This window comes from Bradyrhizobium amphicarpaeae, assembly GCF_002266435.3.
In the GTDB taxonomy this organism is placed as follows: domain Bacteria; phylum Pseudomonadota; class Alphaproteobacteria; order Rhizobiales; family Xanthobacteraceae; genus Bradyrhizobium; species Bradyrhizobium amphicarpaeae.
In genome coordinates this window covers 259,991-285,079 of record NZ_CP029426.2, presented here as the reverse complement: position 1 = coordinate 285,079, position 25,089 = coordinate 259,991, and the positions used below count along the sequence as shown (strand labels likewise).

Here is a 25,089-nt window from a genome sequence, read left to right as displayed (position 1 = left end):
GAGCAGAGCGCAGGCTTGCGAGGACCGGACAATCGAGGCGCTGGTGCCGCAAGAGGGATTCGAACCCCCGACCCCGTCATTACGAATGACGTGCTCTACCAACTGAGCTATTGCGGCGAACCCTGCCGGGGCCAAGGCAATGCCGGCCCCGATACGCGCGCTCCTGATATCGGGCATGACCCGAATTGGCAAGGACAAGCCGGGTTCGAAATGCGGCTCACGCGCCCCAGCGGGACCAGAATCCGCGCCAGCCGCCGGCCTGGGCCTTGGGCGTGCCGATTTGTTCCGTAAATTCATCGCTCGGACCCTCGTCGTCGATCCCGGGATCGTCGGGGGCCCGGACGATCGGGATGACCGCGGGAATCGGCGCAGCCGCGGGTTTGCCGAGATCGGCGCGGCTCCGGAACACCGGCGTTGCCGCCGGCGGCGATGATTCGGCGGGCTCGGGGGCCGGCTGGACCGGTTCGGCGGTCGCAACGGCCGGCTCTTCCTCGGCCGTCGGGGGCGAATTGTCCTGTGCCGCCGGCACCGGCGCCGGTGCTGTCGCAGGCGGTTCCGCCGGGTCTTCGCTGGGAGCCGCCGTCACCCGCTTCGGCGGCGGGGCCGCCAGCATGGCCTCCTCGAAGGCCGAGGATTCGATCGTGGTGCCCCTGTCCGAAGGCAGGCTCGCGACCGGCGTCTGCCATTGGAACGCATCGAGCCGCCCGGTGACCGGGGAGACCGGGCGCCAGCGATCGCTGACATAACCGTCCGCAGTCCAGGCCGGATCGTGCCGGCCGCGCACCGCGCGCAGGGTCCAGGCGCGGGCACGGCCGCTATCGCCATGCTCGGCACGCTCGATCTCTGCCATCAGCAGCGCGACGCGCTGGGTCGGATCGTTGACGTAAGGCGCGAGCACTTCGCGCGCACGCGCGAATTCGGAGGCGTCGATCGCGGCGCGCGCGATCGCGAGCTGACCTTCGACATGGCCGGGCTTGTCGGCTGATGTCTTGGCCGCGAGCGTCTCGACCCGCTGCAGGCGTTGACGCGCGGAGTCGCCGAGTTTCACATGCGCATAGGCCTCCGCAAGATCGGGATGCGGATTGGCGAGCCAGGCGGCCTCCACCAGCTTCATCGCGCGGCGCACCTGATGCGCCTCGCTCTCGAATTTTGCCGCGAGCACCGCCGCCGGCACCAGCGTCGGCGCGAGCTTGATCGCCTCCATCACGCTCTCGCGCGCGACATCGCGGTCCATGGTTTCCAGTTCCAGCGCGCGTGCGGTGAGCAGCACGCCGCGCTGGCGGCGATAGGCCGGCTTGTCGATCAGGCCTGCGGACAGATTCGAATCGAGGATCGCGAGCGCGCCGCTCCAGTCGCCACGCGCGCAGCGGAAGCCGAGCACCGCATGCGAGGCCCAGGTCGAGGACGGCGACAGCTTGATCGCTTCCTCCGCGATCATCACGGCGCCGACCGCATCGTCAGCGCGCTGCGCCTCGATGAACAGCCCGCGCAGGCCGAGCAGGCGGGTGTCCTCGCGCTCGGCCATGACGCGAAAGACGCGCTGCGCCTCGTCGCGATTGCCTTCGAGCTGCGCCGACTGCGCATGCAGGAGCAGCGCGAGCGGATCATTCGGCGCATGCCGCCGCGCCGCCTCGGCGTGACGGCGGGCGAGCGCAGTGTCACCATGACCGATCGCGAGCAGGCCGTGGGTGATGGCGTGGCGTCCCCGGGCGTGGCGCTTGTCATGGCGACGGCGGCGCAGGCGGCCCGGCGTGCGCCAGATCATCGTCAGGATGCTCCAGACCAGCACGACGGCGGCGGCAAACAGGCCGAGCATGAACACGAATCTGGGAAGCGTCGTCGAGAGGCGGAAACTGCCCGCGTTCAGGACGAGATCGCCGGGCTGGTCGGCAACCCAGGCCGCGCCGGCCGCCGCCAGCGCGATCAGGACGAGGAAGAGGACGATGCGAAGCATGACGATCCCTATACGCGCTGATTGTTGCGCGAACCTTTATTGAGCAGGCTTGACGAGATCCGCCATCGCATCGTCGGCGAATTTGCGGGAGGCGGCGAGCGCAGCGTCGCGGGCATCGGCCTTGTCGAGCCAGGCCTGTGCCGGTGCGCGGTCGGCCTCGGGCAGCGTCTTGAGCTCGCGTCGTGCTTCCACGAAATCATTGCGCAACGCGGCCGCCGTCACCCGCGCGACGATGGCGCCGCGATCATTGCCGACCCCGTCGGTGCGCTCGATGCGGACGAGCTTCGACGCTCCCGCCTGGAGGCGCTCGACGATGCCCGTGCCGCTGGTCTGGGCTTCCACCGGCGGCGACAGCTTCGGCACGATGTTGAGCAGCTCGCGGCTCAGCGCCACCGGCGTCGGGATGCCTGACGCGGCAAAGGTGTCGAGCGGCTTCAGCATATCGGGCTTTGCGGCGAGCGACCGCGCTGCGGCCAATTGCGATTCGTAAGCATCGCCGTGACGAACGGCGACGTCGAGCAGGGCCGCCGCCACCACATGGCGCAGCGGCTTGTCGTCCATCGTCTTCGCATCGGCGATCTTCTCGCCCTGCTGCGCGAGCTCGGCGCGTTCGGTCTTGCCGGCACGCTCGAGCTGGGCGATGCGATCGCTCAGAGCGGCGAGGTCGGGCGTGGCCACGCGCGGCGCCGCTTTCGCATCGTTCAATGTGCTCGCGGTCTTGTCGAGTTGCGTCCGCAGGTTGGCGACGTCGTTGCGCAAGCTGCTTGCGGACTTCTCCAGCGCGTCGATCCGCGCCGCCATCGCCGGATCGGCGGCGGGCTTGCCGGCCCTGGCTTCGACAGCCGCAACGCGGCCGCTGAGCGCATCGACCGTCGCGCTCGAGACTTGCGGGGCGGCCGGCGGCGCCTGCACGGCGGGCCAGCCCAGCATCCAGCCGACCCCGATCACGACCGCCGCGGCGACAGCGCCGGAGAACGGCGCGATGATCCAGGGCGAAATCGGCGCGGACACGACGGAGGGCTGTTCCTCAACACGTTCAGGCTGCGACTCAGACTTGATCTCTTCAGACCCAAGCGCTTCGGACTTGATCTCTCCAGCCTCGGATTCCTCGACCCCGGCCTGCTCGTGCGCGGCCTGCTCGGGCTCCGGATGCGCCGCCGGCTCGACGGCCGTTTCCTGCGGCTGGGTCGAGACTTCAGTGGCTTCGAGGTCGATGGTGGGCGGAGTGCGCTTGGCACGGCCGGACTCAGGAGCCAATCCTGCGTCTTCAGGCTTGTCGTCGGCCATCGTGACGGTTCCTCACACTTCCATACTCGGGACGGACCCGATTACGTCGGATTCGGCCCGACCTCTTACGCCAAACGGGTGCGCAACGCACGCTCCAAGGTGGTGAATAAGGCATTTTCGTCCGGTGTCGCAGCGACCAGAACCTGCGACGCACCGGCATCGCGCAGCACGCTGGCAACCGTCTCGGACAGGCAGCATTGCGGTATCGCCAGCGCCGAGATCTCGACGCCTTCGTCCCTGGCCGCATCCAGGAACGCCCGGGCGCTGCGCCGGGAGTAGTGCAGCACCGCCTCGACGCCGTGGGCCGCAAAGCCCTCACAGACCTCGCGCGGCAGATGCTTGACCGGCGCCATGCGATAGGTCGTCTGCGTGACCACGCTGAACCCCTCCGCACCGAGCTCGCCGCCGAGGTCGCGCGACAGATCCGCGCCTGCGAGATACAGCAGCGTGCTTTTCTTCTTCAGGACCTTGTCGCGCGCGCTCTGCATCACCTGGTCGCGCAAGGACGCAGCATCGCCACCGGCGACGATCACCTCGGCAAAGCCGGCGTCGCGCGCCGCAGCAGCCGTATGTTCGCCGACCGCGAACAACGGCAGCTCCAGCAGACCAAGATCATGCGATTGTGACGCGACGGCACGGATCGCGTTGGCGGATGTGACGAGGATGGCACCGTAGGTAGCTTCGCTCTCGTCATGGAAGGCGACCGGCTCGAACTTGAGCACCGGCGCAAGCAGCACGGCAAGCCCCCGTGCGCGCAGACTTTCCGCCGTCGCCTCATTGTCGGGATGCGGCCGAGTAACGAGAATGGACATCGCTGGTGTTCCCGAACCAATTGGCGGCGACGCATGACGAGGACGATTACGCATGGCGATTGCGCGATCCGGCCCCGGAATGCTACCGGACGTACCAGAACTCTGCTTTCCGGATGAGCGCAAGGGCGCAAATTGGATAACAATTCGCCAATGCTGGTACTTGGCATCGAAACAACCTGCGACGAGACCGCCGCGGCGGTGGTCGAACGCGCGCCCGACGGCAGCGGCAGGATCCTGTCCAACATCGTGCGTTCCCAGGTCGAGGAACACGCCCGCTTCGGCGGCGTGGTGCCGGAGATCGCCGCCCGCGCTCATGTCGACCTGCTCGACGGCATCATCAAGCACGCGATGCAGGAGGCCGGCGTAGGCTTCGCGCAGCTGGGCGGCGTCGCCGCCGCGGCGGGGCCGGGCCTGATCGGCGGCGTCATCGTCGGACTCACCACCGCGAAGGCAATCGCGATGGTGCACGACACGCCGCTGGTCGCGGTCAACCATCTGGAGGCGCATGCGCTGACGCCGCGCCTCACGGATGGAATCGAATTTCCCTATTGCCTGTTCCTCGCCTCGGGCGGCCATACCCAGATCGTCGCGGTCACCGGCGTCGGCCACTATGTGCGGCTTGGCACCACCGTGGACGATGCGATCGGCGAAGCCTTCGACAAGATCGCGAAGATGCTGGGCCTGCCTTATCCAGGCGGTCCGCAGGTCGAGCGCGCGGCCGCAAGCGGCGACGCCACGCGCTTTGCGTTTCCGCGGCCGATGCAGGGGCGGCCCGATGCCAATTTCTCGCTGTCGGGATTGAAGACGGCGGTCCGCACCGAAGCGAGCCGGCTCGGCGAGATCACGCCGCAGGACGTCAGCGATCTCTGCGCGAGCTTCCAGGCCGCCGTGCTGGATTCGACCGCAGACCGGTTGAGCGTCGGCCTCAGGCTGTTCCGCGAAAAATTCGGCGCGCCGCGCGCACTGGTTGCGGCCGGAGGCGTCGCCGCCAATCAGGCGATCCGCGGCGCCCTCGATGAGGTCGCGCGGCAAGCCGGGACGCAATTGATCATGCCGCCGCCCGCGCTCTGCACCGACAACGGCGCCATGATCGCCTGGGCCGGGGCCGAACGCCTCGCGCTCGGCCTGACCGACACGATGGAAGCGCAGCCCCGCGCGCGCTGGCTGCTCGACGCCAACGCAACCGCGCCGGCGGGCTACGGCAAGACCCGGGCGGGATACTAGCGATGCCGGCGTTCAATTCCGTCGCCGTTATCGGAGCAGGGGCCTGGGGCACTGCGCTCGCAGCCGTGGCGGCACGGGCGGGACGGAGCGTCACGCTGTGGGCGCGCAATGTCGAACATGCCGCGCGGATCGCATCGACGCGCGACAATCCGCGGCTGCCCGGCGTGCGGATCGCTCCTGAAATCGTCGTCACCAGCGATCTCGCCAAGTCGGCGCGCGCCGACATGCTGCTGATCGCAACACCGGCGCAGCATTTGCGTGGCGCGGTCAACATGCTGGCCTCACATCTGACAAGGCCGGTGCCGATCGTTGCCTGCGCCAAGGGCATCGAGCACGGCACCCATAAATTCATGACCGACGTGATCGCGGAGGCCGCGCCGCACGCGCAACCTGCGATCCTGTCCGGCCCGAGTTTTGCCGACGACGTCGCGCGCGGCTTGCCGACGGCCGTGACGCTGGCGGCAAAAGACGAGGCGCTGGCGAGCAACCTGGTGCAGGCGCTGGGCTCGCCGACGTTCCGTCCCTATCACTCCACCGACATCCGCGGCGTCGAGATCGGCGGCGCGGCCAAGAACGTGCTGGCGATCGCGGTCGGCATTGCGGTCGGACGCAAGCTCGGCGCCTCCGCCCAGGCCGCGCTGACGACCCGCGGCTTTGCCGAACTGACGCGCCTCGGCCGCGCGCTCGGTGCACGCAGCGAGACGATCACCGGCCTGTCCGGCCTCGGCGATTTGATCCTGACCTGCTCGAGCCTGCAGTCGCGCAATTTCGCCCTTGGCCTCGCGCTCGGACGCGGCGAGCAGCCGCCCGCGGGCAGGCTGGCCGAGGGCGAGTTCACCGCGCCGGTGCTGATCGAACTCGCGGCTTCGCAAAACGTCGAGATGCCGGTGTCGGAAGCCGTCGCTTCGATCCTGAGCGGCCGGAGCACGATCGACGCCGCGATCTCGGGACTGATGACGCGCCCCTTCAAGGCAGAGGAATGACATCTTCCGTCAAGCCCACGCTTGTCGCGGGCGTCCACGTCTTGATATTGAATTGATGGCAGAGAATTGGATGGCCGGGGCAAGCCCGGCCATGGCGAACGGATAGGGCGGCGCTATGAACTACTGGCTGGTGAAATCCGAACCATCGGTGTGGTCCTGGGACCAGCAGGTGGCGAAGGGCGCCAAGGGCGAAGCCTGGACCGGCGTGCGCAATTACACCGCACGCATCAATCTCGTGAACATGAAGAAGGGCGACAAGGCGTTCTTCTATCATTCCAACGAAGGCAAGGAAATCGTCGGCATCGCCGAGATCATCAAGGAAGCCTATCCCGACCCGACCGACAAGACCGAAAAATTCGTCTGCGTCGACATCAAGGCCGACAAGCCGTTGAAGACGCCGGTGACGATGGCCGCGATCAAGGCCGAGAAGAAGCTCGCCGAGATGGCGCTGGTGAAATATTCGCGCCTATCGGTGCAGCCGGTGACGGCGGACGAGTGGAAGATCGTCTGCAAGATGGGCGGGATTTAGTTGGTACCATAGCCCGGATGAGCGAAGCGACATCCGGGAGCACTGTACCCGCATATCGCTTCGCTCATGCGGGCTACAGTCGTAACGAACAGTTACACCGCCGCGGTCGCCACCACCTGCTGCAAGAGCTGCTCTCGCCGTGCCTGCGAGCGCTGGCCCTTCATGGTCGCCGCGAAACGTTCGAGGATACCGTCTTCGAACGCGGTGACGATGGTGTCGTGGACATAGCTCTTGCGGCAGATCGCCGGCGTGTTGGAGAGCTTGTCGGCAGCGGCGCGGATCGCGTCCAGCACCTGCTTCTTGCGGCCGCGCTGGCTCGTCGCCGGCGTGATCCGCGACAGCGATTCCACGACGACGGCCGAGGCCATCAGCGTGCGGAAATCCTTCAGCGAAATCTTGATGCCGGCAATCTCGCGCAGGAACGCGTTGACCTGCGTGGTGCTGACCGCGCGCACGATGCCGTAGGCATCGCGGTACTGGAACATGCGCTTGCCGGGGACGCCCTGCAAAATACCGATGGCGCGCACCAGCTTGGCCGCGTCGCACTCCTTGCGCACCGCCTTGCCGCCCTTCGCCTTGAAGGTCAGCACGAAGCAATCGTCTTCCAGCGTGACGTTGGACTTCAGCAGCGTGGTCGCGCCGCGTGTGCCGTTGAGACGGGCGTAGGATTCATTGCCCGGGCGGATCGCGGTGCGCGCGATCAGCTCGATCACGGCCGAGAGCGCGAACTCACGCGTCGGTTCGTCGCCTGACAGGAACGCCGAGACCTTGCGCCGGATTTTTGGCAGCGCGCCGACGAGCTTTTCCAGGCGATGCGCCTTGCGGTGCTCGCGGACCTTCTCCCAATCGGCGTGATAGCGATATTGCAGCCGGCCCGCGGCATCGCGTCCCACGGCCTGGAGGTGCAAGCTCGGATCGGCTGAGTAGCGCACCTCACGATAGGCTGGCGGCACCGCCATGGCATGCAGGCGGCGGATGGTTCGGGCGTCGCGGATATGCGCTCCGTTGGGGCGGACGAAGGAATAACCCTTCCCGCGCTTGATGCGGCGGATGGTCAGCTCGTTCTGGTCCCCGAGCCGGAGGCCGACTTCCTTGGCGAGCGCCTCGACCGTCGCCGCGGGCGCCGTATCGAAGGCCTTTTTCGGGCTCGGACGACTGAAAGGGGCCGGTTTCGGCCATTGTCCGAGGGCTTTGGCCAGCGCAACGGCCGCAGGATCGGCTGAAGCGGGCCGTATCGTCCCGATATTCTGCTGATCCATCATAGCCTTATGCCTTAGCCCTGTCTGTTATCGGTCAATGCCGCTGTTCTGATTTTTGTTCCTAGGGGTCTCGTTGGACCCGGGTTGGCCATTTAGGGTGTTCCGAACGCTATTGCGAGTCCCGAATCAGCGAGAGGCGGTTTCTGAATACCTCAACTGGTGCATGAGGGCTCTGCGCAGGCCCATTGCGCGGATCCGGGTCACGGCCCCGAAGCCCCGCGCCGGCCTGTTTCAAATCTGCGACAATCTCAACGGGTGACCTTGATCTTCCGCATGGCCGGTGGCCCGCCGAAGGTCCAGCTTGTGCTCCTTGTCGGGCCCGGTTAGCCCGACGCATAATCAGTCAATGATCAAGTCGGCTCGCCAGTCGCCAGCGCTCGGCCTGCCGTATGTGGAGGGAAAGCATGTCCGAGAAGATCTACGACGTTCCCGCGGAATGGGCGAAGCGCGCCTGGGTCGACCAGGCCAAGTACAAGGAAATGTACGCCCGCTCGATCTCGGACCCGAACGGTTTCTGGGCCGAACAGGCCAAGCGCATCGACTGGATGCACGCGCCGACGAAAATCGAGAACGTGTCCTTCGCGCCCGGCAACATCTCGATCAAATGGTTCGAGGACGGCATCCTCAACGTCGCCCATAACTGCATCGACCGCCATCTCGCCAAGCGCGGCAACCAGACCGCGATCATCTGGGAAGGCGACGACCCCTCGCAATCCAGGCACATCACCTATCAGGAGCTGCACGACGAAGTCTGCCGGATGGCCAACATCCTGCGCACCCGCAACGTCCAGAAGGGCGACCGCGTCACCATCTACCTGCCGATGATTCCGGAAGCCGCCTATGCGATGCTGGCCTGCGCGCGCATCGGCGCGATCCACTCGGTGGTGTTCGCGGGCTTCTCGCCGGACAGCCTCGCCCAGCGCATCAATGACTGCAAATCCAAGGTCATCATCACCGCGGACGAAGGCCTGCGCGGCGGCAAGAAGGTGCCGCTGAAGGCCAATGTCGACGCCGCGCTCGCCAAGGCCGATGACGTCGACTGGGTCGTGGTGGTCAAGCGCACCGGCGGCAAGATCGACATGAACCCGACGCGCGACCTCTGGTACCACGAGGCGGCGGCGATGGTGACGACGGAATGCCCGGTCGAGCACATGCACGCCGAGGACCCGCTGTTCATCCTCTACACCTCCGGATCGACCGGCCAGCCCAAGGGCGTGCTCCACACCTCCGCCGGCTATCTCGTGTTCGCCTCGATGACGCATCAATACGTCTTCGATTATCATGACGGCGACATCTACTGGTGCACCGCCGACGTCGGCTGGGTCACCGGCCACAGCTACATCCTCTACGGGCCGCTGGCGAACGGCGCGACCACGCTGATGTTCGAAGGCGTGCCGAATTATCCGGATAATTCCAGGTTCTGGAGCGTCATCGACAAGCACAAGGTCAACATCTTCTACACCGCGCCGACCGCGATACGCGCCCTGATGCAGTCCGGCGACGAGCCCGTGAAGAAGACCTCGCGCGCCTCGCTCCGCCTGCTCGGCTCGGTCGGCGAGCCGATCAATCCGGAAGCGTGGGAGTGGTATCACCGCGTCGTCGGCGACGACCGCTGCCCGATCGTCGACACCTGGTGGCAGACCGAGACCGGCGGCATCCTGATCACCCCGCTGCCAGGCGCGACCAAGCTGAAGCCGGGCTCGGCGACGCAGCCCTTCTTCGGCGTGGTGCCTGAGATCGTCGACGCCGACGGCAAGGCGTTGGAGGGCGCGACGACCGGCAACCTCTGCCTGACGCGCTCCTGGCCGGGCCAGATGCGCACGGTCTATGGCGACCATGCCCGTTTCGAGCAGACCTATTTCTCCACCTATCCGGGCAAGTACTTCACCGGCGACGGCTGCCGGCGCGACGAGGACGGCTATTACTGGATCACCGGCCGTGTCGACGACGTCATCAACGTATCCGGCCATCGCATGGGCACCGCGGAAGTCGAGAGCGCGCTGGTGGCGCATGAGAAGGTCTCAGAGGCCGCGGTGGTCGGCTTCCCCCACGACATCAAGGGGCAGGGCATCTACGCCTATGTCACCCTGATGGCCGGCGTGCAGCCGACCGACGAGTTGCGCAAGGAACTCGTCACCTGGGTGCGCAAGGAGATCGGCCCGATCGCCTCGCCCGACCAGATCCAGTTCGCACCGGGCCTGCCCAAGACCCGCTCCGGCAAGATCATGCGCCGCATCCTGCGCAAGATCGCCGAGGATGAGCCGGGCAGCCTGGGCGACACCTCGACGCTGGCCGATCCTGCCGTGGTCGATGATCTCGTCCAGAACCGGCAGAACAAGAAGTCGGCGTAAGGCAAGCTCTCTTGTACCCCGGACGCAGCGCAACGCGCACTTCGCGGTGCGCTGCCGAGTCGGGGCCATCCAACGGCATAACGTGTGGCTCTCTGGGTCCCGGCTCCGCGCCGCGCCGCCTCGCGTTGCGTCGCGTCGCGTCGCGTCCGTGACACGAGACCAAGCTCGTGTCCCCCTCCAAAACAACGGCCGTTCACACCCTCACGGCCTTGTCAGGGCGCGCATCCGTGCGGCCGCATCTTTCCCGCCGAGTGTTGTTTTCAGGTCATTTACTTTATTTCGAACATTTCCTTTGTTCCCCCTGCTGGCTGGCCCTTGGCGGCCGTGCTTGGAAACCAACCGGTTAACGGGCGCGGTTAAGATTGTCCCCTGACAAGGACGGGCAAGCTGGCGATTGCCGGTGCTGCGTAATTTGGACGATCCGTTCGGGCTAGGGGAAGATCGATGTCGATAAGGATTGCTGTGGCGCTGGCCGCCACCATCGGGGCCGGGGTCTTGATGTCGACGGCGGCGCAGGCGCGGCCGGAAATGGTGGGGACGCATCTGGCGGACTACTCGCCGGGCACGATCGTGGTCAAGACCAGCGAACGGCGGCTCTATCTCATCGTCGGGAACGGCCAGGCCGTGCGTTACCCGGTCGGCGTCGGCAAGTCCGGCAAGCAATGGGCCGGCACCACCCGCATCGACGGAAAGTATCGCAATCCGGCCTGGGCACCGCCCGCCGAGGTGAAGCGCGACAAGCCGAGCATCCCGGACGTCATTCCCGGCGGCTCGCCGCGCAACCCGATGGGCGTCGCGGCGATGACGCTGGCCGGCGGCGAATATGCGATCCACGGCACCAACGTGCCGGGCTCGATCGGCGGCTTCGTCTCCTATGGCTGCATCCGCATGCTCAACGACGACATCACCGATCTCTACGGCCGCGTCTCCGTCGGCACGACGGTGGTCGTGACGCGCTGATCGCCGCGCGCGACCTGAATCGAAAAGCCGCATCGATCGATGCGGCTTTTTGTTACCAGAAGCGCCAGCCGCGTCCGCACCAGCCGTCGCGGTGGCCACCATTGTAGCTGCGCACATAGCCGCCCGCGAGCAACGCCGCCGAGACGTTGGCAGTGCGCTTGGTCGCAACGTCGGCAAGCACGCGGCCATATTTGTCCTGGCCGAGATTGAAGATCGTGACGCCGCCCTGGCCGAGCAAATTGCGCAGCGCATCGCTCGCGGCCTCCGCCTTGTCGAGCTCGCCCTGGCAGGATGCTTTCATCTCGGGTGCATCGATGCCGCGCAGGCGAACGCGCGCAACGAGATCGCGGCCGTTGGGCTGATGCACGCGCGCAAGGAAAGTATCGCCGTCCACGGTCCTGACAACATCGACCGGCTGACGCATGTCGGAATTGCCGGAGTGCTGCAGGATGATCTCGGCATCGCGCGACTGTCCGTCATCCGCATGTGGAACGGGCCACGTCGGTCCATGGCGAAAGCCGAGCACGATCGCCGTCACGACGCCGACCACGAACATCCACGGCAGCAGCCCGGAGAAGCGGCGGCCGAACGGCGAGCCGCTGTAGGCGGGCCGGTAGGGATGGTTGGGATCGAAGCGCGACATCCCGCGCACGCTAGGGCTGAGTCGGCTGAACCGGCAAGAGCGAGTGACCGCTCAGAAGTCCGAAGCGATACCCTTGCGTTCCCAATCGCCGTAGCGGGTGGGCTCGGGTCCTTTCGGCCCCTGCAATTCCTTCGGCGCAGCCTTGTCGTGCGCGGCCGCTGCCTGCCGGCGCGCCTCGGCCTCGGCCAGCGCGCGCTGGGCGGCCGGCGGAAGCTTCTTGCGATCGGGAACGGAGGCCTGGTCACTCATCGCGCGGTTCCTAGCGCAGGATCGGGGGACATGCGAGGTCCAATATCGCATTGCTGAGATGGTCATGGCGGGCTGTAAAGGCGAGAGGCCTTTCTTACATTTGGCATATTCGCGTGCCAGAGATCGGGTTCTCAAGGCATGCGCCCCTCGGCGGAACTGCCGCTCGCTCAGAACCTTAAGCCGCATGCCATCTCAACGTTTCGCTCCTCCGTCCGAAGTGCCCGGTCTCGCGGCGCGACGGATTGCTGCCGACATCGTCGACGGCGTGCTGCACAAGCACCGTACGCTCGACGACCAGCTCGACGGCAGCGGCGCCCATCCCGGATTGAAGACGCTGGCCGACCGCGACCGCGCGCTGATGCGGCGCCTGGTCGCCACCGTGCTGCGCCGGCTGGGCACGCTCGGCCATGTGCTGTCCCGCCTGCTCGACAAGGGCATCCCCTCCGAGGCGCCGCGGGCGCAGAGCGCGCTTCTGATCGGCGCGGCGCAGATCCTCTGGATGGACGTGCCGGATCACGCGGCCGTCGACCTTTCCGTTCGCCTGGTGCAATCCGACCGGCGCGCCGCGCGCTATGCCGGCCTCGTCAATGCCGTGCTGCGCCGCTGCGCGCGCGAGGGCGCGGCGCTGGTCGAGGAGGTCGCCGCGCAATCGCTGGATCTGCCGCCATGGCTGCTCGCGCGCTGGAGCGCGCATTACGGCGAAGCAACCGCAAGGGAGATGGCGCTGGCACTCGGCCACGAGCCCTCGCTCGATCTCACCGTGAAGTCCGATGCCGCGCAATGGGCGAGCCGCCTGCATGGCGAGGCGCTGCCGACCGGAACGGTGCGGATGTTGCTGCACGGCTCGGTGACCATGCTGCCCGGCTTCGCCGAGGGACAATGGTGGGTGCAGGACGCCGCCGCGGCGCTGCCGGCCCGGCTGTTCGGCGACGTCAAGGGCAAGTCCATTGCCGATCTCTGCGCCGCCCCCGGCGGCAAGACCGCGCAACTGGCGCATGCCGGCGCACATGTCACGGCGATCGACCGCTCGCCGGCCCGGGTGGCGCGGCTGCGTGAAAACCTGGCGCGGCTGTCGCTCCAGGCCGAGACCGTCGTCGCTGACGCCGTGGAATGGACCGGCCCTGCCGAAGGCTTCGACGGTATTTTGATCGATGCGCCCTGCACGTCGACCGGCACGATCCGCCGCCATCCTGACGTGGCGTGGCTGCGGCAGGAATCCGATGTCGCCGCCATGACCGTGCTGCAGCAGCGGCTGCTGCGAAAATCCGTGACGCTGCTCAAGCCCGGCGGTACGCTGATCTACTGCACGTGCTCGCTGGAACCCGAGGAAGGCGAGCAGGCCGTGGCCACGCTGCTGGCGGCCGAACCTGCGCTTCGCCGCGCCCCGATCGTGGCGTCGGAGGTCGCGGGCCTGAGCGAAATCCTCACCCCCGAAGGCGATCTTCGCACTCTGCCCTGCCATCTGCCGAACGCCGATCCCAAGCTCGGCGGGCTCGATGGATTTTTCGCGGCCCGACTCGTTAAATCCTGATTTTGCACCGGATTTTGCGACCACGACACTGATTCGCGCCGTTCAAGGTGGTGTCAGCCGTTCGATTTTGGGATTAATAAGGATTCGTCGGAATCCTCTCCCCCTTCAAGGCAAGGCGTGTCGGTCGCTCAACGCAGACATATCTCGACGCTGGTCATGAACCGCTTCGCGCGGAACATGCTTGCGCGCGCGAGCGGCGGTTCGGTTGCGCTGTCGCGGGTCTGGCCGGGACGCACGGACAGGCTGATCATCGCGCCGCACGATCTGCGCACCGCCGATGCGACGCGCGCCGCCGAAATCTATGCCGGCCGATTCGTCTTCGCCGGCAAGATCGTCAATTGCCACGGCCGTTCGATCTTCGATCTCGAGCCGCCGTCGGAGGATTGGGAGGTCGCGCTGCTCGGCTTCGGCTGGCTACGCCATTTGCGCGCCGCCGACACTGCGCTGACACGAGCGAATGCACGCGCGCTGATCGAGGACTGGATCGCAAACCCCGCCAACAAGCGTCGCCCGGTCGCGCGACGCGCCGACGTGCTGGCCCGGCGCGTGATCTCGCTGCTGTCGCAGGCGCCGCTGGTGCTCAACGAGACCGACAACAAATTCTACCGCCGCTACCTGCGCGCCCTCGCCCGCGAGATCCGCTTCCTGCGCTACACCATGGTCGACATTCCCGACGGGGTGCCGAAACTCCAGGTGCTGATCGCGCTGTGCTATGCGGCCCTCTGCCTCGCCAACCAGGCGGGTCAAATCCGCAGCGCATCGAAGAAGCTGTCGGATGAGTTGCAGCGGCAGATCCTGCCCGACGGCGGACACATCTCCCGCAACCCGGGCGCGCTGATCGAGCTCCTGATCGACCTGCTGCCGCTGCGCCAGACCTTTGCCGCGCGCAACATCGCGCCGCCGCCGGCGCTGCTCAACGCGATCGACCGCATGATGCCGATGCTGCGCTTCTTCCGGCATGGCGACGGCAATTTCGCGCTGTTCAACGGCATGAGCGCGACATCGTCGGACCTGCTCGCCACGCTGCTCGCCTATGACGACACCCACGGCGCGCCGATGGCCAACATGCCGCATACCGGTTTCCAGCGGCTCGATGCCGGCCAGACCACCGTGATCATCGACACCGGCCCGCCGCCGCCGGCCGGCGTCAGTCACGACGCCCATGCCGGCTGCCTGTCGTTCGAACTGTCCTCCGGCATCAGCCGCATCGTCACCAATTGCGGCATGCCGACCACGGGCCGCGACAATTGGCGGCCGTTCGCACGCGGCACCGCGGCGCATTCGACGCTGACCTATCACGAGACGTCGTCATGCCAGTTCGTCGAGATGTCGGCGATGAAGCGGCTCCTGCACGGCTCGCCCGTCACCAGCGGGCCGGTCGAGGTCGAGAGCTATCGCGAGATCGTGCAGAACGGCACGCTGCTCACGACCTCGCATGACGGCTATCTCGCCAAATTCGGCGCGATCCACCGCCGCGTGCTGATGATCGCCAATGACGGCGCCCGCATCGACGGCGAGGACACGCTGTCGCCGCCGCAGGGCGGACGCTTCAAGGGCGCGGATGCCGATTTCGCGCTGCGTTTCCATCTGCATCCCGCGGTGAAGGCGAGCCGGCTGTCGGATGCGCGCGGCGTCATGCTGGTATTGCCGAACCGCGACGTCTGGACCTTCGAAGCATTGGACGACAAGGTCGACCTCGAGGACAGCGTGTTCCTCGCCGGCAATGACGGCCCCCGCCGCACCGCGCAGATCGTGATCCGCCAGGACGCGCGGCAGGCGCCCTCGATCCGCTGGAGCTTTGTCCGCTCCACGGCATCGCCGACCGTCACCAACGCCCGAAGAAATGCGCGGCGGGAGCCGGAACTTCCGCTGTGAACGCGCGGATTCGGCCCCATCTGATCGTTGTGAAACACGCCGAAAACTGCTATCGAGCCCTCGTTCGCGCGACTGGCGACCTTGGATGGAGCACCATCGGGAAGCGCGACACATATCCGCCGCGCGCCTGGGCATAGACACTCCTTAAGACAGAGGATCTTGCTCATGACCGACCATCCCCGCCGCGTCACCCGCGCCCTGCTTTCCGTATCCGATAAAACCGGCCTGATCGAATTCGCCAAGGCGCTCGCCGCCCATGATGTCGAGCTGGTCTCGACCGGCGGCACTGCGAAGGCGATCGCCGCGGCCGGCCTCAAGGTGAAGGACGTCTCCGACCTCACGGGTTTTCCCGAGATGATGGATGGCCGCGTCAAGACGCTGCATCCGAAAGTGCATGGCGGCCTGCTCGCGATCCGCGACAACAAGGAACACGCGGAAGCGATGAAGGCGCATGGCATCGCGCCGATCGATCTTCTCGTCGTCAATCTCTATCCGTTCGAGGCGACCGTCGACAAAGGCGCCGGCTTCGAGGATTGCATCGAGAACATCGACATCGGCGGCCCCGCGATGATCCGCGCCGCCGCAAAGAACCATGACGACGTCGCCGTCGTCGTCGAGGCAGATGACTACAAGGCCGTGCTCGACGAGCTCGCCGCCAACAACGGCGCGACCACGCTGAAGCTGCGCCGGCGCCTTGCGGCAAAGGCCTATGCACGCACCGCGGCCTATGACGCGGCAATCTCGAACTGGTTCAATCGTCAGCTCGAGATCGATGCGCCCGACTTCCGCGCCTTCGGCGGCAAGCTGATCCAGTCGCTGCGCTACGGCGAGAACCCGCACCAGACCGCGGCATTCTATGCGACACCCGACAAGCGCCCGGGCGTCTCCACCGCACGGCAGCTCCAGGGCAAGGAGCTCTCCTACAACAACATCAACGACACCGATGCCGCCTATGAATGCATCGGCGAATTCGACGCCAAGCGCACCGCGGCCTGCGTCATCGTCAAGCACGCCAACCCCTGCGGCGTCGCGGAGGGATCGAACCTCGTCGAGGCCTATCGCAGGGCGCTGGCCTGCGATTCCACCTCGGCCTTCGGCGGCATCATCGCGATGAACCGCCCGCTCGACGCCGACACCGCCCGCGAGATCACAAAGATCTTCACGGAAGTGATCATCGCGCCCGATGCGACCGAAGAGGCGATCGCGATCATCGGCGGGAGAAAGAATTTGCGCCTGCTTCTCGCCGGCAGCCTGCCTGATCCGCGGGCGCCCGGCCTCACCGCCAAGACGGTGGCCGGCGGACTTCTCGTGCAGAGCCGCGACAACGCCGTGGTCGACGACATGACGTTCAAGATCGTGACCAAACGCGCGCCCACCGACGCGGAGATGCGTGACCTGAAGTTTGCGTTCCGGGTCGCAAAACACGTCAAGTCGAACACCATCATCTACGCCAGGGATCTTGCCACCGTCGGCATCGGCGCCGGCCAGATGAGCCGGGTGGACTCAGCGCGGATCGCGGCGCGCAAGGCGCAGGATGCCGCGAGCGAGCTGAAGCTCAGCGAGCCGCTCACCAAGGGCTCGGTGGTGGCGTCGGATGCATTCTTCCCGTTCGCCGACGGCATGCTCGCTTGCATCGAGGCCGGCGCCACCGCGGTGGTGCAGCCCGGCGGCTCGATGCGCGACGACGAAGTGATCAAGGCCGCCGACGAGCACGGCATCGCCATGGTGTTCACGGGGACAAGGCACTTCCGGCACTGATCTATCAAATCGTCATTGCGAGCGCAGCGAAGCAATCCAGGATCTTTCCGCAGAGGCAATCTGGATTGCTTCGTCGCTTTCGCCTTCGCTCTTCGAGCTACGGCGGACAAGTCGCTCCTCGCAATGACGGCGGTGAAATCGCGTCGCGCGGCTAGTCCCGCACCCGCATCAACAGCCCTAATCCCGCGACGAAGAACACCACCAGCACGGCCATGCCGGCCTTCTGGCTTGCGGTCACCGCGGTGATCATGCCGATCAGGAGCGGTCCGATGAAGGACGTCACCTTCCCGGTCAGTGCGAACAGGCCGAAATACTGCGCAATGCGGTCTCTCGGTGCAAGGCGGATCAGGAGCGTGCGTGAGGCGGCCTGGAGTGGACCACCGGCCGCGCCGATCAGGCAGCCCAGCACGAGATAGGCGCGCTCGGCCGCGCTCGAGAACAAGGGAGCGCCAGCTTGCGGTGGCGCCACCGCGACGAACAGCACGCGGTCCTTGTCCACCAGAAGGATCGCCGCCACGGATATCAGCAACAGCAACAAGCTGCCGGCGATGACGCGCTTCGGCCCGAGGCGGTCGTCCAGCTTTCCGCCAAGCCATGCACCGATCGTGCCGGTGATCGCGAGCATGATGCCGAAGGTACCGATCTGGATGGTGTGCCAGCCAAATGTGCCGGCGGCATAGATGCCGCCGAAAGCGAACAGCGAGACCAGCCCGTCGGTGTAGACCATGTTGGCGAGCAGAAACGCCGCGAGCGACTTCTGCTTCGGCAGTCCTTTGATCGATTGCTTCAGGTCCGACAGTCCTTCGTGCAGCGCCTCGCGCAATGGCCGCTTCGCCGGATAATCCGGCGTGAACAGAAACAGTGGCGTCACGAAGATCACGAACCACAGCCCCGTCAGCGGCCCGACGATGCGATCGCCTTGATGGCTGATCGGATCGAGACCGAACAGCGGCATCATGCCGAGCAGCGTGCGGCCGGTCTCGGGATTCGCGGCGAGGAAACCGAGCACGATGATCAGGCTGACGATGCCGCCGATGTATCCCGTGGCCCAGCCGGTGCCGGAGAGTCGTCCGATTCGCTCCGGCGGCACCAGCGTCGGCATCATCGCGTTGTTGAAGACGGTGGCGAACTCCGCACCGATGCTGGCGAGCGCGACGGCGGTGAGCAGAGGAGGAATGATGGAGGGATCGCCGGGCTTGCCGATCCACAATGTCCAGGATGCCGCCACCAGCAGCGCACCGAATCCCGCGATCCACGGCTTCCGGCGGCCCGAGGCATCCGCAATGGCCCCAAGCACCGGCGACATCAACGCGATCGCAAGGCCCGCGGCCGCCATCGCAAATCCCCACAGCGATTGGCCGGTGGCGGGATTGGGCGCAATGCTGGTGGCGAAGTAGGGCGCGAACACGAAGGTCGTGATCAGCGTGAAATAAGGCTGCGCGGCCCAGTCGAAGAAAATCCAGCTGACGACGGCGGCGCGCGGCGGATAGGTCCGCGGCACGCCGCCCATGCGCGCGTCCGGGGCGATCGTCGTCATTGCGCAGTCCTCATCACGAACAGTTTTGCCTCTCTTGAGGCAAACGGTATAGCATTGCCGCGAGGCGTGTGAACTGTCCGAAGCCACGACGGAATTTGATTTTGATGATGTCGTCACATTCGACCAGGCGGACGTTTTTTGCCGTCGTCGCCACTCTGGCGTTTGGTCTCGCACCCGCGACCGCTCAGGATGCGCGGCGGGCCTATGTTCCTGCGGCGCCCGACACGGTGCGCGCCGTTGCCGCCGAGCACGGCATGGTGGTCGCGCAGGAGAAGATATCCGCACAGATCGGAGCCGATGTTTTGCGCAGCGGTGGCAATGCGGTCGATGCCGCGGTCGCGACCGGCTTTGCGATGGCCGTGACCTATCCGCGTGCCGGCAATATCGGCGGCGGCGGCTTCATGGTGATCCATTCCGCCGACCGCAACGAAGACGTCACGATCGACTACCGCGAGACGGCGCCGGCGGCGACCACGCCGCAAATCTTCCTCGGCGCCGACGGCAAGCCCGATATTGCGAAGTCACGGGATTCCGCGCTAGGCGTCGGCGTGCCCGGCACGGTTGCGGGCCTCGCTTTGGCCTTGGAGAAATACGGCTCGGGGCAATTCACGCTGGCACAATTGCTCGCGCCAGCGATCGCGCTCGCCCGCGATGGTTTCGTCGTCAGCGACGACATGGCCGACACGATGCCGGGCTGGCACCGGCGGCTGGCACGCTGGCCTTCTTCGGCCAGGATCTTCTCGCGGCCAGATGGCAGGCCGATCGGTGAAGGCGACCGGCTGGTGCAGGGCGATCTCGCTGAAACGCTGTCGGCCATCGCTGCACAGGGGCCGCGCGGCTTCTATGAGGGCCCGGTCGCCGAGAAGCTCGCCAAGGCCGTGACGGATGCCGGCGGCATCATGACGCCGGCCGATTTGAAGGCCTATCAGGCGGTGATCCGCGCGCCGGTGCGCGGCACCTATCGCGGCTATGACGTCGTGTCGATGCCGCTGCCGTCGTCGGGCGGCGTCGTGCTGGTGGAGACGCTCAACATCCTCGAGGGCTTTCAGCTTACCGATTTGAAGCAGGGCACACCGGCCTCGCTGCATCTTCTGATCGAGGCGATGAAGCGGGCCTACGCGGACCGCGCGCGCTATCTCGGCGATCCCGCCTTCGTCAACGCACCGATCGAGACGTTGACTGCAAAGGACTACGCCGCCAAGCTGCGCTCCGGCATCTCGACCGAACGCGCTACGCCATCCAAGGAGCTCGTTTCCGCGGCCTCCTCGCCGCACGAGGGCAGCAACACCACGCATTTCTCCGTCGTCGATTCCCGCGGCAATGCGGTCAGCAACACCTATACGCTGAACTTCAGCTACGGCGTCGGCCTCGTCGCCGACGGCACCGGCGTGCTGCTCAACAATGAGCTCGACGATTTCACCGCCGCTGTCGGCGCTTCCAATGCCTATGGTCTGGTCGGCTATGAGGCCAATCTGCCCGGGCCGGGCAAGCGGCCGCTCTCGTCGATGTCGCCGACCATCGTGCTCAAGGACGGCAAGCCGGTGCTGGTGACGGGCTCGCCCGGTGGCAGCCGCATCATCTCGACGGTGCTGCAAGTGATCGTGGACGTCCTTGACTACAAGATGGACGTTGCTGCCGCAGTTGCAGCGCCACGGCTGCATCATCAATGGCTTCCGGACGAAGTCCGTGTCGAAGCCGGCTTTCCAAATGATGTCCTGGGCGAGCTGAAGGCAATGGGCCACACGATCGTGGAGCCGATGGGGCAGACGTCTGCCAATTCGATTGTCGTGACGCCGAACGGCCCGCTCGGCGCGCCCGATCCGCGCACGCGGGGCGCGGAAGCAGCGGGGCAGTAGCGCCGTCCCTGCATGGACCGAAGGCTTGCGCGGGTCACGGCGCATGCTACCACCGCGGCCAAAGAAATAGCCGGGGAAACGCACATGACGCCAGCCGATCCGAACCAGCGCATCGAGCGCACGGAGATCGAAGACACCAGCCTTCTCGCGTTCTATCGCGACATGAACGTGCCCGAGCGCCGGACGTTCTGGGCCTGCGCGGCGGGCTGGGCGCTCGACGGCATGGATTTCATGATCTATCCGCTGGTGATCGGCACCATCATCGCGCTGTGGAAGGTCGATGCGGCCTCGGCTGGTCTTGCCGGCACGGTGACGCTGCTGGCGTCCGCGATCGGCGGCTGGCTCGGCGGCTATCTCTCGGACCATATCGGGCGGGTGAGGACGCTCCAGTTCACCATCATCTGGTTCTCGTTCTTCTCGCTGGTCTGTGCGGTCGTGCAGAATTTCGACCAGCTCCTGATCGCACGTGCCGTGCTCGGCCTCGGCTTCGGCGGCGAATGGGCGGCAGGCGCCGTGCTGATGGGCGAGGCGATCCGACCGCAATATCGCGGTCGCGCGGTCGGCTCGGTGCAATCCGGCTGGGCGGTCGGCTGGGGCCTCGCGGTGCTGTCGCAGGCGATCCTGTTCTCGGCCTTGCCGCCGGAGATCGCATGGCGCTGGATGTTCGTGATCGGCGCGCTGCCGGCGCTTCTGGTGTTCTACATCCGCCGCTCCGTCACCGAGCCGGCGATCGCGGTCGAGGCTCGCGCCAGGCACGCCGCGAGCGGCGATCGCCCGGCGATCTGGGAAATCTTCTCCGGCCCGATCCTGAAGACCACGATCCTGGCGTCGCTGATGGCGACGGGCTGCCAGGGCGGCTATTACGCCGTCACGTTCTGGGTGCCGCAATTCCTCACCAAGGAGCGGCATCTGTCGATCGTCGGCTCGACCGGCTACCTGTCGACGCTGATCATCGGCTCCTTCATCGGTTATCTCACCGGCGCCTGGCTTGCCGACCGGATCGGACGGCGCAATTTGTTCCTGATCTTCTCGATCGGCGCCATGGCGGTGGTGCTGCTCTATACACAGCTGCCGCTCACCAACGAGATCCTCTGGCTGCTCGGTTTCCCGCTCGGCTTCTTCGCCTCGGGCTATTTCTCCGGGATCGGCGCGTTCCTGACCGAGCTCTATCCGACGCGGCTGCGCGGCTCCGGCCAGGGCTTTTGCTACAATTTCGGCCGCGGCATCGGTGCGCTGTTTCCGTTCCTCGTCGGCGCGCTGTCGGCATCGACCTCGCTTGCGAATGCGATCGCGATCTTCGCGGTGGTGGCCTATGCGGTGTTCTTCATCGCCGCCTTTGCGCTGCCGGAAACGCGCGGCCGCGTGCTGCACGCGCACTGACAGGCGGCGCCATCATGCGCCGTCTTCCCGGGCGGTGAGAAGGCTTACCGCCCCACCTGATACGGCCCGCCCTTCTCCAGCGCGCGCGCATAGGCCGGGCGCGCATGGATGCGCTCGAGGAATGCCATCGCCTTGGGATGGCCCTGCTCGAGCCCGCCGCGCGCTTGCGCCGCTTCCAGCGGAAAGCTCATCTGGATGTCGGCTGCGGTGAACTCGTTGCCGGCGAACCACTCGCTCTTGCCAAGCTCGCCTTCCCAATAATCCATGTGCTGCTTGAGCTGCGGATTGACCAGCGTGGTCAGCGCCTGGTTCGAAACCTTGCGCACCAGCGGACGAAGCAGCGCCGGCGCGCGCTTCGGCATCAGCGTGAACAGCAGCTTGAGCAGCAGCGGCTGCATCGCGGAGCCCTCGGCATAATGCAGCCAATAGGTGAAGCGCAGCCTCTCCGGCGTATTCGGCGGCGGAATCAGCCGGCCGTCGCCGTAGGTCGCGACGAGATATTCGATGATCGCGCCCGACTCGGCGATGGTGTTGCCGTTGTCGGTGATGACGGGCGACTTGCCGAGCGGATGGATGGCGCGCAGCTCCTTCGGCGCGCGCATGTCCGGCTGGCGCTGATAGCGCACGATCTCGTAGGGCACGCCCAACTCTTCGAGCAGCCAAAGCACGCGCTGCGAGCGGGAATTGTTGAGGTGGTGAACGGTCAGCATCGGCGAGGTCCCCAAGGCAGGCGTGGTGGCTAGGCGTCGTCGGTCGGCCGCGTACCTGCCAGCCCGGGAACGCGATGTCGAGCATCGTGATGGATATTTTAATCCGGGTATATTGACGCCGATAATCTACCCGGGTAATAATCAGATCAACGTCGTTAAAATGGCAATGATTCCAATGCAGAAGATTTTTACCGCCTTCCAAGGGCATCGCCGTCTTGTGTCTGGGCCGGCAGGCGAGGTCGCGCTGGTCGTCAAGCGGGTCGCGCCACGGCCGGACGAGCCGATCATCATCTTCGAGGACAGCACCGGCCGATCGATCGATTTCGATCTGCGCGGCGGGGATCGCGAGGTGCTGGCGCGGCTGGCCAAGCTCATGCCGCCGCCGGTCGAGGAAACCGCACCACCGAGCGAGCCGCGCGGGCGCGGACGGCCAAAGCTCGGCGTGGTCGCGCGCGAGGTGACGCTGTTGCCGCGACATTGGGAGTGGCTCGGCGCGCAGCCGGGCGGCGCCTCGGTCGCGCTGCGCAAGCTCGTCGACGAGGCGAGGCGCGCCAGCGGCGACAAGGACCGCGAACGGCAGGCGCGCGATGCGGCCTATCACTTCATGTCGACCATGGCGGGCAACCTGCCGCAGTTCGAGGAAGCTTCGCGCGCATTGTTTGCGGATGACCGGCGGCGCTTTGCCGGACTGATCGCCGACTGGCCACCCGACATCCGCGACCACATCGTCAAGCTCGCCTACAGCGACCGCGCTTAAGGCGCTCTCACATACCCCATCGACGGCCGGGCCGCGCCTTGCGCGGCAACGGCTCCGTGCGCCCTGATGAAAGGCCGATCCATGTCTGCGCCCAAGCCGCTCTCGATGACATTCCTGCGCTTCCTCGCGCCCTTGATGCTGAGCAACGCGCTGCAATCGTTGTTCGGCACCGTCAGCAACGTCTATCTCGGCCAGATGATCGGCGTCGACGCGCTGGCCGCCGTCTCGGTTTTCTTTCCCGTGATGTTCTTTCTGTTCGCTTTCGTCATGGGGCTGAGCACCGGCGCCACCGTCTTGATCGGTCAGGCCTTCGGCGCTGGCGAGCACGCAAAGATCAGGAGCGTTGCGGGTACGACGCTCGCGATCGGCCTTCTGCTTTCCATTTCGATCGCGCTGATCGGCGGGCTGTTCAGCCGTCAGCTGATGATGGCGCTTGCGACGCCGGCCGACATTCTCGCTCCTGCCAGCGCCTATGCGCGCATCATGCTGCTGACGATGCCCCTCGGTTTCGTCTTCCTGCTGATGACGGCGATGATCCGCGGCGTCGGCGATGCGCTGACGCCGCTGCTGGCGCTGGCGTTGTCGACTGCGATCGGCCTGATCCTGACGCCGATGTTGATCCGTGGGTCGCTCGGACTGCCGGCGGCCGGCATCACCAGCCCGGCATGGGCGGCCGCGATCTCGAACGCGCTCACCTTGATCGCGCTGGCGCTGTATCTGCGAAGGAAGAAGCACGCGCTCGCGCCGGACACGGCGCTGCTGCGTCACCTCAGGCTCGACGGCGCCATGCTCGGAAAAATCCTCGGCATCGGATTGCCGAGCGCCGTCGGCATGGTGGTGATGGCGATCGCAGAGCTGGTGCTGCTCGGCCTCGTCAACGGCTACGGATCGGACGCCACGGCGGCCTACGGCGCCGTCAACCAGGTGATGGGCTACACGCAGTTCACGGCGATGTCGATTTCCATCGCCGTCTCGATCCTCGGCGCGCAGGCTGTCGGCGGTGGCGACAGGGCCCGGCTCGACGGCATCGTGCGGACCGGGCTCGTGTTCAACCTGGTCCTGACCGGCGGCCTCGTGGCGCTGATCTATCTCGCGCCGCGCGCCATCCTCGGCATCTTCATCACCAACGGCGCCGTGCTCGATCTGGCGAAAGAGCTGCTCTTCATCGCCTTGTGGAGCTCGGTGCCGTTTGGCCTCGCCACGGTGTTCTCGGGTGCAATGCGCGCGGCCGGTGTCGCGTTGACGCCGATGCTGCTCGCGATCTTCGCGATTCTCGCCATTGAGCTGCCGGCCGCGGTGATCCTGAGCCGCGCGATCGGCCTTCAGGGCATATGGGCCGCCTATCCCATCGTGTTCTGCGCCATGTTCGTTTTGCAGATGGGCTATTACTTCCTGGTCTGGCGCAAGCGGACGATCCGGCGCATCGCCTGATGG

The 25,089-nt window shown here is 66.3% G+C and carries 20 protein-coding genes, 1 tRNA gene and 1 riboswitch; of the genes, 12 read left to right on the top strand and 9 right to left on the bottom strand.

Going from position 1 to position 25,089, the window contains the following annotated elements; genetic code table 11:
* Positions 1-41: 41 nt before the first annotated feature.
* From CIT40_RS01370 to CIT40_RS01355, 4 genes are all read right to left on the bottom strand, one after another.
* Positions 42-117 (bottom strand) — tRNA-Thr (locus CIT40_RS01370).
* A gap of 100 nt (positions 118-217) precedes the next feature.
* Positions 218-1,954 (bottom strand): heme biosynthesis protein HemY, encoded by a 1,737-nt coding sequence (locus CIT40_RS01365; protein WP_094893239.1) that lies wholly within the window; start codon positions 1,952-1,954, stop codon positions 218-220.
* Positions 1,955-1,990: 36 nt separating this feature from the next.
* Entirely contained in the window at positions 1,991-3,241 is a 1,251-nt protein-coding gene (locus tag CIT40_RS01360) for a COG4223 family protein (RefSeq protein WP_094893240.1), read from the bottom strand.
* Between the two features lie 65 nt (positions 3,242-3,306).
* The gene (locus CIT40_RS01355; RefSeq protein WP_094893241.1) at positions 3,307-4,053 is read right to left on the bottom strand and encodes a uroporphyrinogen-III synthase; all 747 of its coding nucleotides are present in this window, start codon (positions 4,051-4,053) and stop codon (positions 3,307-3,309) included.
* 150 nt (positions 4,054-4,203) lie between these two features.
* On the opposite strand from CIT40_RS01355, the gene tsaD reads away from it, so the two are divergent.
* The 3 genes from tsaD (at position 4,204) to CIT40_RS01340 (ending at position 6,789) form a co-directional block, all read left to right on the top strand.
* Positions 4,204-5,277 carry a tRNA (adenosine(37)-N6)-threonylcarbamoyltransferase complex transferase subunit TsaD gene (tsaD, locus tag CIT40_RS01350; protein ID WP_094893242.1) on the top strand — a complete coding sequence of 358 codons (1,074 nt, stop codon included), beginning with the start codon at positions 4,204-4,206 and terminating at the stop codon, positions 5,275-5,277.
* A gap of 2 nt (positions 5,278-5,279) precedes the next feature.
* Positions 5,280-6,260 carry an NAD(P)H-dependent glycerol-3-phosphate dehydrogenase gene (locus CIT40_RS01345; RefSeq protein WP_094893243.1) on the top strand — a complete coding sequence of 327 codons (981 nt, stop codon included), beginning with the start codon at positions 5,280-5,282 and terminating at the stop codon, positions 6,258-6,260.
* Positions 6,261-6,375: 115 nt separating this feature from the next.
* A complete protein-coding gene (locus CIT40_RS01340; protein WP_094893244.1) occupies positions 6,376-6,789 on the top strand; it encodes an EVE domain-containing protein in 414 nt (137 codons plus the stop codon).
* A gap of 92 nt (positions 6,790-6,881) precedes the next feature.
* Here the strand turns inward: CIT40_RS01340 and CIT40_RS01335 are convergent, their stop codons facing one another.
* The gene (locus CIT40_RS01335) at positions 6,882-8,051 is read right to left on the bottom strand and encodes a DNA topoisomerase IB (protein ID WP_094893245.1); all 1,170 of its coding nucleotides are present in this window, start codon (positions 8,049-8,051) and stop codon (positions 6,882-6,884) included.
* A gap of 401 nt (positions 8,052-8,452) precedes the next feature.
* Here CIT40_RS01335 and acs point away from each other — a divergent pair, with 401 nt between their 5' ends.
* Positions 8,453-10,399 (top strand): acetate--CoA ligase, encoded by a 1,947-nt coding sequence (gene acs / locus CIT40_RS01330; RefSeq protein WP_094893246.1) that lies wholly within the window; start codon positions 8,453-8,455, stop codon positions 10,397-10,399.
* Between the two features lie 444 nt (positions 10,400-10,843).
* Positions 10,844-11,359, top strand: a complete 516-nt coding sequence (locus CIT40_RS01325) for a L,D-transpeptidase (protein ID WP_094893247.1) — start codon at positions 10,844-10,846, stop codon at positions 11,357-11,359.
* 52 nt (positions 11,360-11,411) lie between these two features.
* Here the strand turns inward: CIT40_RS01325 and CIT40_RS01320 are convergent, their stop codons facing one another.
* Positions 11,412-12,002, bottom strand: coding sequence for a thermonuclease family protein (locus tag CIT40_RS01320; RefSeq protein ID WP_094893248.1), 591 nt, complete (start codon positions 12,000-12,002; stop codon positions 11,412-11,414).
* A 51-nt stretch (positions 12,003-12,053) separates the two neighbouring features.
* Positions 12,054-12,251, bottom strand: a complete 198-nt coding sequence (locus tag CIT40_RS01315) for a DUF1674 domain-containing protein (RefSeq protein WP_094893249.1) — start codon at positions 12,249-12,251, stop codon at positions 12,054-12,056.
* Positions 12,252-12,435: 184 nt separating this feature from the next.
* Between CIT40_RS01315 and CIT40_RS01310 the strand changes: the two genes are divergently transcribed.
* The 3 genes from CIT40_RS01310 (at position 12,436) to purH (ending at position 17,415) form a co-directional block, all read left to right on the top strand.
* Positions 12,436-13,782, top strand: a complete 1,347-nt coding sequence (locus CIT40_RS01310) for an RsmB/NOP family class I SAM-dependent RNA methyltransferase (protein ID WP_094893250.1) — start codon at positions 12,436-12,438, stop codon at positions 13,780-13,782.
* Between the two features lie 156 nt (positions 13,783-13,938).
* Entirely contained in the window at positions 13,939-15,657 is a 1,719-nt protein-coding gene (locus CIT40_RS01305) for a heparinase II/III family protein (RefSeq protein ID WP_162307808.1), read from the top strand.
* Between the two features lie 58 nt (positions 15,658-15,715).
* A riboswitch (ZMP/ZTP riboswitch) is annotated at positions 15,716-15,797 on the top strand.
* A gap of 25 nt (positions 15,798-15,822) precedes the next feature.
* Entirely contained in the window at positions 15,823-17,415 is a 1,593-nt protein-coding gene (gene purH / locus CIT40_RS01300) for a bifunctional phosphoribosylaminoimidazolecarboxamide formyltransferase/IMP cyclohydrolase (protein ID WP_094893252.1), read from the top strand.
* 151 nt (positions 17,416-17,566) lie between these two features.
* Here the strand turns inward: purH and CIT40_RS01295 are convergent, their stop codons facing one another.
* On the bottom strand, positions 17,567-18,952 hold the full coding sequence (locus CIT40_RS01295; RefSeq protein ID WP_094893253.1) for an MFS transporter: 1,386 nt from the start codon (positions 18,950-18,952) through the stop codon (positions 17,567-17,569).
* Between the two features lie 104 nt (positions 18,953-19,056).
* Here CIT40_RS01295 and ggt point away from each other — a divergent pair, with 104 nt between their 5' ends.
* Positions 19,057-20,808 (top strand): gamma-glutamyltransferase, encoded by a 1,752-nt coding sequence (gene ggt, locus CIT40_RS01290; RefSeq protein ID WP_094893254.1) that lies wholly within the window; start codon positions 19,057-19,059, stop codon positions 20,806-20,808.
* An 84-nt stretch (positions 20,809-20,892) separates the two neighbouring features.
* Entirely contained in the window at positions 20,893-22,188 is a 1,296-nt protein-coding gene (locus CIT40_RS01285; RefSeq protein WP_094893255.1) for an MFS transporter, read from the top strand.
* A gap of 44 nt (positions 22,189-22,232) precedes the next feature.
* On the opposite strand, the gene CIT40_RS01280 is transcribed toward CIT40_RS01285, so the two are convergent.
* Positions 22,233-22,898 carry a glutathione S-transferase family protein gene (locus CIT40_RS01280; RefSeq protein WP_094893256.1) on the bottom strand — a complete coding sequence of 222 codons (666 nt, stop codon included), beginning with the start codon at positions 22,896-22,898 and terminating at the stop codon, positions 22,233-22,235.
* A 160-nt stretch (positions 22,899-23,058) separates the two neighbouring features.
* Here CIT40_RS01280 and CIT40_RS01275 point away from each other — a divergent pair, with 160 nt between their 5' ends.
* Both CIT40_RS01275 and CIT40_RS01270 read left to right on the top strand, forming a co-directional pair.
* Positions 23,059-23,655: a DUF2239 family protein gene (locus CIT40_RS01275; RefSeq protein WP_094893257.1), complete on the top strand. Its 597-nt coding sequence runs from the start codon at positions 23,059-23,061 to the stop codon at positions 23,653-23,655.
* A gap of 81 nt (positions 23,656-23,736) precedes the next feature.
* Positions 23,737-25,086 (top strand): MATE family efflux transporter, encoded by a 1,350-nt coding sequence (locus CIT40_RS01270; RefSeq protein ID WP_193550899.1) that lies wholly within the window; start codon positions 23,737-23,739, stop codon positions 25,084-25,086.
* The last annotated feature ends 3 nt before the right edge of the window (positions 25,087-25,089 follow it).